Below are 13767 nucleotides of genomic sequence, written 5' to 3'. Positions count from 1 at the left end.
CGATGGCCCAGATCGTCGGCGGGGGGACCCCGGCCAACGACGCCGAGCGTTTGGTGCTGCGGCATCTGGCCGAGTACGCCCCCGACGACTGGATCATCCTGCACAACGTCGAGATCCCGGTGCACGGGGACAGCTACGAGGTAGACCTCGTCGTCGTCAACGCGCGGGGCGTCTGCCTGGTTGATGTGAAGGGCACCCGGGGGCGTATCGATGTCGCCGGCACCCGCTGGTACCCGGCGGGCCGGGAACCGTTCGCCTCACCCGTACGCAAGCTGAGGGCGCATGCCCGTGCGGTGAAAGGCCTGCTCACCCAGCATCGGCCCGCGTTGTCGCGGGTCTATGTCGATCAGCTCGTCGCTCTGGTCGGCCCACAGGCCAGGCTGGTCGACCCGAGTGACCGTGACGACGCGGACGCGCTGCACGTCACCGACCTGGACGGGCTGATCGCGGCGTTGGGTGACGTGTCCCGGGTTCGGCCGGGGATGGCGCGCGACGTCCGCCAGCATCAGGCGGCGATCATTGAAGCGCTTACCGGCACGGTCCGCCGACCGACCGGGCCGCAACGGTTCGGTGACTGGGTGGTGATCGAGCGGCTCGGCGGCGACGATGAGGTCACCGATTATCGGGCCCGCAACGCGGTGGCCGGAGCCGACGAGACGGTCCTGCTGCGGGTGTATCGGGCCAATCCGTTGCTGCCGGAACGGGAGCGCGCCACCCAGAAGCTCAAGATTGCCAATGCGTACGAGGTGCTGGCGAAGTTGCCGCCGAGCCCGTTCATCGTGGGGCGCCGGACGTTCTTCGCCAGCGACGACGACAGCCGGTTCGTGCTGGTCCTCGACGACACGCGGGGGCAGGCTCTGGCCGTTCATCTGAGGGATCCGCGGCAGGCGCTGAGCGCCGACGCAAGATTGCGGGTCTTGGGTGACATCGTGCGAGGTCTGGCTCATGCGCACGCCTACGCGGTGTTGCACCGGGCGTTGACCCCGACCGCGGTTTTGGTCTCGAGTGACACCGGGCGGGCGCTGCTGACCGGTTTCGACTACGCCCGCCCGGAAGGGGCGCGCGATTACACGGTCGTCGGCAGCCTGGCCGACGCGCTCGACCCGGCCTATGTGGCGCCGGAGTGTCAGAATCGGGCGCAGGCGATGAGCCGTGCCTCGGACGTCTACGCGGCCGGGGTGATCGGCTTTCAGTTGCTCACCGGGGAGTTGCCGTTCGCGTCGTCGGCAGACCAGTTCCGTCGGGGCAGTGTCCTGCCGGATTCGGCGTTGTCGGCGGCCGGGGTGGATCCGCCGGTGGAGGCGCTGCTGCGCCGGATGTGTTCGTTGGCGCCGTCGGCTCGGCCGTCGGCGGCGGATGCGTTGCGTGAATTGCAGCGGCTGGCCCGGGTTGCGGCCGGTGTGAGTCGGCCGAAGCCGGCCGAGGTCGATTACGGGAATCTGCCGCCAGGGCATCAGTTGACGGCGAAGTACCAGGTTCGGGCGAAACTGGGAGCGGGCCGGTTCGGCACCGTGTACCGGGTCTATGACAATCTGGCCGACGAGGAGCGTGCGGTCAAGATCGTTCACCGGGGTACCGATTCGGTGGTCGAGCGGTTGAAGCGGGAGTTCAAGCTGCTGCTGAGTCTGCCGTTGCATCGCAGCATCGTGGTGGTGCGCGAGGCCGATTACCTCGAGTTGGGCAAGGTGCCTTACGTGGTGTTCGAGCACCTCGAAGGGCGAGATGGAAAGTCCTTGGTCGCCGACCGGGCGTTGGGGCCAGCGGATGTGGTGCGGTTCGGCGTCGACGTGGCGGACGGATTGGCCCACCTGCACGGTGAGGGCATCTTCCACTGCGACGTCAAGCCGGCCAACCTGCTGCGCACCGACGTGGGCTGCAAGATCCTTGACTTCAACGTGGCGACCCGGGCCAGCGACAGCCTGTCCGAGGTCGGTGGCACCCCCCAATATGCCCCACCGGATTATTCCTCGGGCCGGGTGACGATCGCGGACCTGGTCGACCGCGACGTGTACGGGCTCGGTGTGACACTGTACGAGCTGCTCACCGGGCGGTGGCCGTTCGGTGACGGGGTGCGGCGCGCCGCCGGTGAGCCGGCGGTCGATCCACGGACCTACGCAGGCCTCACCAACCTCTCCGACGAGTTGGTCGGCGTCCTGCTCCGGGCCATCGCGCCGTGGCGCAGCGAGCGGTATGCGAGTGCGGCCGAGTTCCTGACCGCCCTGCGATCGGTCGGCGACCGGGTTCACCGGCCGATGAAGCCGGCTACCCCGCCACCGGTCACCGTGCCCGCCGCGCAGCAGGGGACGAACCCGTTCGTCGGCTTCCTGAGTTCGCTGTACAGCCAGAGCGCCGGCAGCAACGCGGGTACCCGTAGCGGCGCCCGGCCGTTCGACCTGTACGTGTCCACGGCACTGGACACCCGGCTGACCGAGGCGGTGCTGGCCGGGCGCTACCAGTTGGTGATCATCACGGGTAATGCGGGTGACGGCAAGACGGCGTACCTGCAGCAGTTGTTGAGCGATGCGCAAGCCGCCGGTGCCGATGTGCCGGTGTATCGGGACAACGGCGCTGACCTCCGGCTGGCGAACGGCCGCTGGTTGCGCACCAACCACGACGGCAGCCAGGACGAGGGAGAACGCGCCAACGACGAGGTGCTGTCGGACTTCTTCGCCCCGTACGCCGGAACCGAACTCGGCGGCAATGCCGGGGAGACCCGGCTGATGGCCATCAACGAAGGTCGGCTGGTCGATTTCGTCAGTGTCCACGAAGAGCGGTTTCCCGCGTTGGCGGCGAGGGTGCGTGCCGGGCTGGGCGGCGCTGCCGACGACGGCCCGGTCGCGGTGATCAACATGAATCGGCGGAGTCTGTTCTCCGAATCCGAGGAGTTCGGGCCGCCGATCTTCGACCGGCTGCTGGCCCGGATGACCGACCCGGCCCAGTGGGAGGCGTGTGGGGGATGTCCGCTCGCTGCCACCTGCTACGCCCGGCACAACGCGCAGACGCTGGCCAACGAGGGCGTCGGCCCCAGAATCGCCGGGCGGTTGCGGATGCTGTTCACCACCGCCGCTCTGCGCGGGGTACAGCATCTGACCATGCGTGACGTCGGGTCCGCGCTGGCCTACCTGCTGACCTCGGGCCGGGACTGCGAACAGATCGATCAGTTGTATACGCGTGGTGACAGCGACGCGATCCTCGACGGGTTCTACTTCAACAGCTGGATCGGTCCGGCCGGTGGCCGGGACCGACTCCTGGCGCTGCTGGCTCAGCTCGATGTGGCCGCGGTCGCCGACCCTGCCCTGGACCGGCGGCTGGACTATGTCGGACCGGACGCCGGGCGCGCTCTGATGACGGTCGACCAGCGCGGCGACTACGACCAGCGGTTGCTCGACGATGCGTTCGCCCGGCTGCCGCGTGGCGCCGCAGCGAACCCGGCGGAGACCGAAGCGCACCGCCGATACCTGGCGGCGGCCCGCCGCCGCTTCTACTTCGAGTGTGTGGACGAGGAACGTTCGTCCCGGATGCTGCCGTACCGGTCGGCGCGGACTTTCACCGAGTTGCTCGCCCACCCGGATCGGGTGCCCGGACATCTACCCGACCTGATCACCGCGATCAACCGAGGTGAAGGGCTTTCCGGTGCCGCAGTGTCCGGTGGTGCGCTCGCGTTGCAGGTCCGGGCGATTCCCGGTGGCACCGTCCGTAGTTACCGGTTGTTCCCCGCGGACAGCCTCCGTTTGCGTCCCTCCGGTGGCCCGGCGTCGGCCTATCTGGAAGGCGGTTGTCAGGAGCTGGTGCTCAGCCATCATGGTCCGGGCGGTCATGAGGCTCGACTGCGGATCAGGCTGGACCTGTTCGAGTTGCTGTTCCGGCTCGGTAACGGGCATCTACCCAGTTCGGCCGAGCAGCAAGGGCTGTACCTGGGGCTGACCATCTTCAAGAACGAACTGTCGGCCACCCCGTACCGGGAGTTGTTGCTCACCGTGGCCGGCCGCGATGTGCGCCGGATCCGGATCGCCGACGGCGGTGTTCTGGTGATGGACGCCCCCGAGACCTCGACCGGCCCGGCTGCGGAGGCGTGATGGGACTGCACCGTCAGGACCGGGAGTTCCGTCATCCCGGCGTGAGTTTCCTGGACTACAAGCAACTCGACATGGACCGGGTGCTGACCGGGCTGCTGCCACGGCTGTGGTTCCGCGGCTCGCCGAGCGTGGTGATCGGAGCGCCGGACGGCATCCCGATCGACGCCTACGTCGATCAGATCCGGGACAACCCGGACTTGTTCCAGGGATTCGACCCGGCCATGACCTACCGCTGGCTGGAGACCAACCTGCTCGACCTGGTCAACCGTGGGCGTCCGGGCCAGGCGGTGGCCGGGCTGCGCCCACTGCACGGATTCGCCTACCGGTATCGGGCGGGCAAGCGGTCACGGCCCTACGGGGCAGATGATCAGCTGTACTGGATGATCCGCCACGAACCCGGTGGTCGCGGGGCACGGGCGCTGGACGACCTCAAACAGTTCTTCTTCGCCGGTGTCGACGGTCGTACCGAGACGCCAGCCACGGGTGCCACGGTCGATGTCGAGACCCAGGCGCTGATCAACCTGGCCCAGGTGCTGCGTAAGAAGGTCACCGACCGGGAGGGCAAGGCGGCGTACGGCTATCCGCCGTTGGACCAGGAAGCGGCGCGGTTGCTGGTGACCGACCTCTTCCGGCTGCTGTACCACCAGCAGGTCATTCCCCGCTCGGTGCTAGTCGAGCACCTGAAGATCCTGTTCGCGTTCCACCTCGCCCGGTACCACCTGCGGTTGATGCGGCTGCTGCCGCAGCGCATCGCCGGGCAGACCGGTGACCCCACGTGCGGGTTCTTCCTCGACGTGGCCGGCATTCCCGGTACGCCCGTGGCCGCGCTGGCCGAGCGCAGCGCCCGTTATTGGTACGCGCGGATGCCCGAGTTCATCCAAGGGACCTTCACCGTGCGCAAGCTCGACGACCTGGCCGCGCACCTGGTCCGGACGAACAAGCGCCGTCGCCCGGCCGACGGGGTGTTCGGGGTCCCCGAGTTACTGCAGTTGCTGGAACCCCGATACCGCACCGACCGGGAAGCCTTCGCCAAATCTCGCCTGCCGCGGGTGCTCGATGCGGTACAGGAATCCGAGGAGGACGCCGACTCGGCGATCGCCGACCTGGTGGGGCTCAAACTCGATGCGTTCACCACCTACATCGAGATCATCTCGAGCTGCCGGGTGGCATTCCATCGCAAATACCTCACCGAATGCCTCGACGCGCTCCTACTCAAGAACCGGCCGGGTGCCATGATCGCCCAGCCGCGCCGCGGCGAACGCCGGTTCATCTTCGACAGCCGGCTGCTGGAGGTTCTGCTGCAGCTGGCCTTGTTACGGCCGGACGGTCACGGCCTGCTGCGCACGGAGCCGCTCCGAGTCGACGAGTTCCTGAAAGAGCTCCGCGAGACCTACGGCCTGTACATCGACCAGTTGCCGCCGGGAGACGGCTTCGGCGCGCCTACCCTCACGGATCAGGCCGCGCTGCGGGCCAACCGCGCGGCTTTCGTCGCCAAACTGCGGGAGATCGGCTTCTACAGCGATCTGTCCGACGCGTATCTGACGCAGACCATCACGCCCCGATACCTCCTCAACTCGGCTGGACCATCACGATGAGCACGAGCACCGGGCTGCGGGAGATCACCGACGCCGACTTCGACGAGGCGCTCGAACGAGTGCTCGTCCCACGGTTGTCCAGCCTGCTGGCAGCCCGTGGGAGGGGCCACTGCGCGCGGGTCGCCGACGTACCCGCCTCGCTGGCCGAGCGGCTGTGCCGCAGGCTACGCGAGGCCGTCGGCGATCAGGCGCAGGTGCACGTCCTCGGGCAGCCGCCGACCGTCGCCGCCGACGTCGCCGTGACCAGCACCAAGCTGGTCGAGCTGCGCAACCCGGACGCCCAGGACCGGTTGCGTCCGCCGCTGCTCGTCTTCCTCCCACCCGGGGTGCACGTCAGCGCCGAGGACTCGTTCGACGTGGCCACCTTCGAGGACGTCACGCTCGGCGAGGTCTACCCCGACCTGATAGCGCAACTGCTGGTGAACGTGCCGGACGAACTGCGCCACGATCTGCTCGAGATGTTCGCCGCGCTCGACGAACACGCGGCACGTCCAGCCGGTGCTGCCGAGCGGGCACGGTATCTGCTGACCGTTGCCGCCAACGACTACGACCGTCCGGCCGCCGGGGCAGCGCTGTTCGAACTGGGCCTGATCCCCGACTTCGAGGTCTTCACCGAACCTGCCGGTGTGCGACTTCGTGTACAGCGCAACGTGGCCGCGGTCCGCACGCTGAACACCCCGGACCGATCCGTACGCCAGCGGGTGATCGCGTTACGGCTCACCGATGCAGGCTTCCGGTCCCGGCTCGCGGACTTCCTGACCCGCACCGGCCTGGATGACCCGAGAGCCTGGACCCGGCCGATCGTCGTCGACCACGCCAACTGGCCGCTCGCCTTCCACCGCTGGCCGCTGCCCGACGAACAACCGGTCCAGCACGTCACGATCCGAGTCGGCGAACTCGATCTGCCACTGGCCGGCAGCCAGCCGCAGCACGCCGACCATGCGGTGCTGGGCAGCATCGCCGGCCAGCCCTACCTCATCGCCGGTGGCTCCGGGCAGACAGAACTGGCGGTCACCTTCCGCGTCGAACCCGATCCACGTACGGTCACCGGCCTGGCCCGGTTCGCGGTGCAGCTGGTCTCCGAAGAAGCAGGTCCGGCCGGCGTGCAGACCATGGTCAAGGTCTCCACCACCGTCCGCGACCCGTACAAGGCGAAACTGCGGAAGCTGCGCACTGCCAACCTGGAACCGGGTTGGCACTACGTACGGGTGCTGCCGCTGGACGCGGCGGGGGTCGAGCTGCCGACAGCCGAACGTCGCGGTCGACGCGGCGAGGAGATCGAGTCGGGCGGTCACCCACCTGAGGAGAGCGACCGCTTCTACGTGGTCGCCGACGGCGACGACCTGGACGAGCCGCCCACTAGGCAACAGATCACCAAAGGCGTCGGCGTCACCCAGGTATTGCGACAACTGCAGTTCGCAGCGCTCGCCGACGGTCGGGACTGGCAGACCCTCACCTGTCGCTCGGTGTCCTGGAAAGGCCGGGACCGCGTCGGCCTCCAGGCCGGCTTCGGATCGTATGGCAATGCCGAGATCCAGGTCGGCCCAGTCCTCGGCGAGTTGGAGCGGGAGATTCTCGCCGCACCGGAACGGCTTCAGCCGTTGCGGATCACCGTAGCGGCCGAGACCCCTGTGGAGATCCACCGGTCTGACAGCGGCCTTCCCGCGAACCATGACGAGTCGACGGCCCTGGTCCTGCAAGGTCGGACGGCGGTTTTCCAGGCGATCGCCGGCACCGATGACATGATCCTTGCCGGTCGCGACCTGGTCACCCTTCGTGAACCGATCATCGCCTACGCCCAGGCGTACGCCTCCGCGTTGACCTGGCACCTGCATCGAGCCCAGCAGTCCGTGGCCGGAGCACTGCGCGACCTCACCGCACTGCTCCGCGTCGACACGGTGACGGTCGACTACCGCGACGCCGCAGGCACCCACCGGGAACTCACGCTCGTCGCACCGACCCATCCACTGCGTCTGCTGTGGCTACTGACCTGGGCCGAACTCGGCAACGCCTGGCTGGCGGACGCCGCGGCAGCCGAGCCGGCCAGCCTCATCGCCGCCGGGCACACGCTGCTGGAACTCGAACCCACCGGGTTCCCGCTGACTGTGGTGGCCGACGACGGGCGCCTGACCATGGCGGCAGCCAACCTCAGCCGGTACTGGGGGGTCTGCCTCCCGTCGGAGACCCACGACCCGCAGACCGTCCTGATGGATCTCGCTCAAGCGCTGAAGGCCGCCGCCGGACCGGCCGCCGGGGGCACGATCCCACCCGCCAAGCTTGCCGACCGGCTCGAACGATACCTGCGGATGCACCCGTACGTGAGCACGCTGGTGGTGTGCGCGGTCAACGCCGGGCGTGGCGACATCCTCGCTGAGACACTGCTCGAACTCGAACGCCGCCCCTCGACCAAGCAGCTGCGTTACGACCTGCGGCTGTTCGCCACGGACCCGCAGACCCCGGGCGTCGGCGAAGCGCTGGCCGACCTGCTGCGAGGAACCTGGAGCAACACTGCCGAGGCTGAGGTTTTCGCCGTACCGTCGGCGACTGCCCTCACTCCGAAACTCTCGGTCGCGATCCGGCCGCTGGCTGAGTACCGCTCGGCGACCAGCAACCACACCGCCCACGTGACCGTCCTGTTCGACGCCTTCACCGGTGAACGGTTCGATGTCGGTGAGGACGAGCAAGCCGTGCCCGTCCCGGTTCACGGGCTCGTCCAACCCATGCGAGTGCGGTTCGTCGACACCGGCACGGACATCGCCTGGCACAAGCAACCCCGCCACGGCCACGCCCGCGAGCTGCCCGGCGCAGAGGAATGCACCGACCTGTTGGCCGCACTACCGGCGACGATCGCCGCAGCCACCGCGACCGTCACCACGGGCGAACCCGGCCACGGGCGCGTTCCACGGATCACGCTCAGCCTCGACGCCGACGACACCGCCCTGCTTCACCAGGCCCACCGATGCAGCGACTGGGTCATCACCGTCGACCGCACCCTCGGCGTCGAATATTTCGACAGCCCGGGCAGCACACGGCGCCCGGCCTACGTGATCGACTATGCCCCGGACGGCGACGCGGGCCTCGACCATCACCTGGTGGTCAGCTCCCGATCGGTCGACGAGTTGCGGGCCATGCTCAACCCGATGGTGGACCAGCACGGCGTACACATCGACCGGCGCCACGCAGGTGCCTTCTTCGACCAGCTCCGGCTGCTGTCCGGGCGGCTCGCGTTCAAGATCGCATCTACCGCGCCGAACCAGCGAACCGAAGTGCTCGGCCTGGCCATCGCCCGGCTCTACCTGGACTACCAGGGCGTACTACGAGATCAGGTCCTGGTACCACTGGACGCGCACCTGGAACTCTATCGAGAGGCGCGGCGCCGAGCCGACGAGATCACCGAAAGCGTCACGCTGCACCGCACCGACCTCGCTCTGTTCAGCCTGAACGCACGGCAACGCACGATCACCTGCCGCCTCGTCGAGGTCAAATGCCATACGGCACTGAACAGCATCGCCGACATCCAACAGCTTCGCGACAAGATCTCCGAGCAACTCGACCGGAGCGAGGATGTCCTGCGTGGCAGCTTCGACCCCGACCTCCTGAAGCCTGATCGGCCGGACCGGACGGTACGCAACGCCGAACTCGCCACCCTGCTGCGGCACTACCTCGCTCGGGCGGTTCGGCACGGCGTCATGACCGCCGGGCCGGCGGCAGAGGCGGAATGGCTGCTCGACAACCTCGACGACGGCTATCGGCTGGACTTCACCCGTACCGGTTTGATCTTCGACCTGAGTGGTTCCGGCTCCGACATCGACACCGAATCGGGCGTGCAGTTCCACCGCATCGGCCGCGACCTCGTCGATGAACTGCTCGACGCGATCGTGACCGATCCGGTGCTAGCCGCCGGCTCCGCGGACAGCCAGACCTCCGCCACCATGTCCGGTCGCGACCTCACCGTCCCACGGCCAGCGGGAGCAGCTTTCCGGGCACCTGCCCGGTCGCACGACATCCCGGCCGAGCAGGACGTACCGCCGGAGCAACCGCCGGCTGCGACCGAAGACTCTCCCGAACCGGCTGAGGAGCCGCCAGCTGTTATCGATCCACCCGTGCCTGTCGAGCCGCGGGTTCCCGCCGCCACGGAGCAGGCCGCTGCCACCGCAGACCCGGACGTATTCGTGGGGACGACGCGCCCGTCACCCCAGTACGGCGTGATCGGTGAAGCCGTAGGCAGGCGAATCGCTCTGGACCTCAACGAAACCCACACCATCAGCCTCTTCGGGGTGCAAGGCAGCGGAAAGAGCTACACGCTCGGCTCCATCATCGAAGCCGTGTCACTGCCGGTTCCGGCGCTCAACCAACTCCCCAAACCACTGGCGACGATCGTCTTCCACTACAGCCCCACGCTGACCTACACCCCCGAGTTCGCCAGCATGGTCGAACCCAATGACGACGCGGAACTGGTGGAACGCTTGCGGCAGCGTTACGGAGCCGACCCCGCCGCACTCACCGACGTAGTCATGCTGGCGCCCTCCGACCAAGTCGCGGCACGCCGCGCCGAATACCCCGCCATCGAGGTCCACCCACTGAAGTTCGGCTCCGACGAACTACGGGCCAGCCACTGGCGCTTCCTCATGGGCGCCCTCGGTAACCAGTCGACCTACATCCGCCAGCTCAACCGGATCATGCGGGCCAACCGCTCCGGGCTCACGCTTGACGCCCTCCGCGACGGCATCGACCAGTCCACGCTGACCGACCAAATCAAGCAGCTCGCCCACCAGCGACTCGACCTCGCAGCCGACTACATCGACGACAGCTTCCGGGTCCAGGACCTTGTCCGGCCCGGTCGCCTCATCATCGTCGACCTCCGCGACGAACTCATCGAGAAAGACGAGGCGCTCGGTCTCTTCGTGGTACTCATGGAACTCTTCGCCGAGGCGACGGCCAACGGGGAGCGGTTCAACAAGCTCGTGGTCTTCGACGAGGCACACAAGTACATCGAGAGCCCCGACCTGGTGCACGGCCTGGTGGAAAGTGTCAGAGAGATGCGGCACAAGGGCATGAGCATCCTCGTGGCCAGCCAAGACCCACCGTCAGTGCCCATCCCACTCATCGAACTCTCCAACCACGTCATCCTGCATCGGTTCACATCGCCGGCCTGGCTCAAACACCTGCAGAAGGCCAACGCCGCACTCGCCGACCTGACACCGGCCAAGCTGGCCGCGCTCGATCGCGGCGAGGCGTATTTGTGGTCCAACAAGTCCACCGACGCGGCATTCACCCGCAGAGCCGTCAAGATCTCGCTTCGCCCACGGGTAACCCGCCATGGCGGCGGCACAAGGACAGCGGTGTAGCGGAGAATTCTTAACGAGGCCTGGCCCGATCTCGCAGATCGGTCCAGGCCTCGGTGATCGATGAGAGGAAAAGTCGAGGTTGTGCCACAACCACGTCAACACCCATTCGTGTATAAAATGCGGTTGTGGCGTTGTGGGACGATTTGATCGTGATCACCTCTTCGTCTCGGGAGTACTCTTACACAGAGTTCGGCGACTTCGTGCGCCGATTCAACCAGGAGGCGATGCTCTTCGCCGTCGCCCGGCGCGCGCTGTCGCTGCCGGGTCACCTGGACGGCGTGAACAGCTCCCGCGCGTTCGTTGCGACACCGCCGTGGGCGCTCGCGGCGGTCGCCAAGGCGGCGATCTGCCAGGGCAATCCCTTCCGCAGTGCGGTGCCGAGCGAACGGGACGTGGTGCTGGCGTGTCACATGCACAACAACCTGATCTCCGACGAGCTCGGGCGCCCGGAGCTGAACTCGCCGTTCGCGGTGTTGGCCCGGATCGCGTTCGAGCAGTTCCCGTACCAGGAATCGATCATGGAGGAGATCTCCCGATCGATGGCCTTCTTCGACGGCTACGCCGGCGGCAAGACCCTGGAGGTCGTGTCGAGCGAGTCGATGAAGCAGCTGATCGGTGCGGACATGACGACCGCGGCCGCCATCGTGATCCTGCTGGCCACCGCGGTGGACCGCAACGCCGGGATCTTCGACCCGGCATGGATGGACCAGGCCAACTTCGAGCGGATCTTGGAGGTGATGCCGCGCGATGAGGTCCTCGCGGTGGTCGATGCGGTATTCGCGGGCAGCATGGCCGAGTTCCGGGCCGAGGACGCCGCCGCCCGCAATCGGGTTCCGCTTCCGTACCTCGACCGGTACGCGTTCAACCCGCTGACCTCCCGGCCGTTCGTGCGGCTGGCCGATGGACGGTTGCTCGCGCCGGTCCCGCGGCTCATCTCTCGGCGGCTGTCGCCGCTGGAGTTGTACTACGTCGGGTTGAAGCGGTGGGGAGAGCCGTTCGCCCGGGATCTGGGTGAGCTGCTGGAGGACTACCTCGGGCGCCAGTTCGCCACGCTGCCGGGCGTCACCGTCTGCCCGGAGATCGTCTATCACGAGGGCAAGAAGGAGCTGAAGAGCACCGACAAGTTCCTCGTTTTCGACGACCTCGTCGTGCTCGTTGAGGCGAAGGCGCGCCGCTCACCGCTGGCGGCGCGGGCCGCCGACGCTTCTGCCCAGCGGCAATACACGGACACCCTGGGCAAGGCATTCGGGCAGCTCGGACGAACCCTCGCCAAGATTCACGAGGGCGCCGCCGAGTTCGCGCACCTTCCCGCCGACCGACCGATCATCGGCATGGTCGCCACGCTGGACCCCTGGTATATCGCCAACAGCTTCGGCCGCGACTTCCTGCCGACCCCGGCGCTGCCCACGATCGTCGCGTCCGTCCGCGACATCGAGCACCTGGTCGCCATCGGCCAGCGCCGCTCGGCATCGGACATCCTGACGCAGATCATGAGCGCCGGCGACGAGCGGCAGGCCTGGGACCTCGGCATCGCCCTCAACGACTTTCGCGACCCTGACGACACCAACCCCCTGCTCATGCAGGCGTGGAACCGTCTGCCCTTCGCCGAGTCGGCGGCCGACCCGGCGGCCTGACCGTTCCCCGGCCGTCCTCGCCGGCCGGGGCCACACGAGCGGGAGCCGGTTCAGGGGCGGTCGTGGCTGGCCGGATGAGTAATCGCGAGAACACGCTCCAGATAGCTCTCCCATGCCTCGACCTGCCCGCCGATTATCATGCCGATCGCGCCGAGCGTCAGTTCTCGCACACGGCGGCGCGGCTGGCGGCTCAGCTGATACTGGTTCACGACCTTCCACATCGGGTCGGCCTGGAGCGTGTGGACAGCCTCGGCTGTGATCCGCAGATGCGGGCCGAGGTCGACCGGGCTCCCGGCCAACGCCAGGGTGCCGACCATGGCCACCATCATATTTTGGGTCGTGACCGTCCAGAACGCGGCCAGCGCCCGCTGCCACAGTTCGATCTCGATCGTCCGGGCGTCGGCGCGCAGCCGCGGGATCGATATCCGCTCGTACACGGCCCGCCAGGGCTGCTCGCCGCGGAGATCCGCTTCGTACTGCTCGGCGCGTAGCTGCTCGACAGCTTCCGGGGAGAGGCCGCCGATCAGGCCGAGCAACTCCGGGATGTCGTCCGGGGTGACGTCATCGCTGTTACCGACCATGCAGTGCAGCATGACGGCATAAGCCGCTCGCGTCCGGCCCGGCAGCGGCGCTGCCGGCGGCGGCTTGTCCTCGACCGCGTCGAGCATGTCCTGCCAGCGGAAGGGCGTCTCCGGGATCTGGTGGGCCATGACTTCCCGCGTCTGCCAGGCCGCGTCCTCGTCGGCGGCGCCCAGGCCGAACACCCGGCCGATGTCGGCCAGGGTTTCATCAATGGAGTCCCGTGCCACTGCTTCCTCGATCGGCTGGCCCAGCGCCAGACGCTCGATCGGGTGAGATCCCATCCGCCGCGAGCCGCGCCGCGATACCCGGGCCAGCATCACGGCCCGCTGCACCGTCTGCTCGTCCGGTGCCTCGGAGTACACGCCCCGGCCCCGGCCCTGGCCGTGGCGAACCGGACGGGGCAGATCGCCGGCGGTCCGCCACCGTTCGATCTGGTACGCCGAGACGGTCACACCCTGCTCCGCCACGGCGGCGATCAAGGCGGCCGTGGCCCCGCTGATCGTGCCCCGCGGCATATGCTCTCCTTTTACAA

5 protein-coding genes are annotated in these 13767 nt (G+C 67.9%); 4 read left to right on the top strand and 1 reads right to left on the bottom strand.

The features are described from left to right. Positions 1 to 2 precede the first annotated feature (2 nt). From mads6 to OHA21_RS38045, 4 genes are all read left to right on the top strand, one after another. Entirely contained in the window at positions 3 to 4076 is a 4074-nt protein-coding gene (mads6, locus tag OHA21_RS38060) for a methylation-associated defense system protein kinase MAD6 (protein ID WP_328463492.1), read from the top strand. After that, the gene (gene mads7 / locus OHA21_RS38055) at positions 4076 to 5671 is read left to right on the top strand and encodes a methylation-associated defense system protein MAD7 (protein WP_328463490.1); all 1596 of its coding nucleotides are present in this window, start codon (positions 4076 to 4078) and stop codon (positions 5669 to 5671) included. The genes mads6 and mads7 overlap by 1 nt, the downstream gene beginning before the upstream one ends. Beyond that, entirely contained in the window at positions 5668 to 11019 is a 5352-nt protein-coding gene (gene mads8, locus OHA21_RS38050; protein ID WP_328463488.1) for a methylation-associated defense system ATP-binding protein MAD8, read from the top strand. The genes mads7 and mads8 overlap by 4 nt, the downstream gene beginning before the upstream one ends. 125 nt (positions 11020 to 11144) lie before the next feature. Continuing rightward, positions 11145 to 12653, top strand: a complete 1509-nt coding sequence (locus tag OHA21_RS38045) for a hypothetical protein (RefSeq protein ID WP_328463486.1) — start codon at positions 11145 to 11147, stop codon at positions 12651 to 12653. A 50-nt stretch (positions 12654 to 12703) separates the two neighbouring features. On the opposite strand, the gene OHA21_RS38040 is transcribed toward OHA21_RS38045, so the two are convergent. Then, a complete protein-coding gene (locus OHA21_RS38040) occupies positions 12704 to 13687 on the bottom strand; it encodes a hypothetical protein (RefSeq protein ID WP_328463484.1) in 984 nt (327 codons plus the stop codon). Between the last annotated feature and the right edge of the window lie 80 nt (positions 13688 to 13767).

The sequence above is a fragment of the Actinoplanes sp. NBC_00393 genome (assembly GCF_036053395.1).
Classification (GTDB): Bacteria; Actinomycetota; Actinomycetes; order Mycobacteriales; family Micromonosporaceae; genus Actinoplanes.
The sequence above is the reverse complement of the archived record's forward strand: the minus strand, read 5'-3'. Positions and strand labels throughout refer to the sequence as shown.

Coding starts and splice junctions, on each gene's coding strand:
- mads6 (WP_328463492.1), top strand. CDS start 3: ATGGCCCAGATCGTCGGCGGGGGGACCCCGGCCAACGACGCCGAGCGT.
- mads7 (WP_328463490.1), top strand. CDS start 4,076: ATGGGACTGCACCGTCAGGACCGGGAGTTCCGTCATCCCGGCGTGAGT.
- mads8 (WP_328463488.1), top strand. CDS start 5,668: ATGAGCACGAGCACCGGGCTGCGGGAGATCACCGACGCCGACTTCGAC.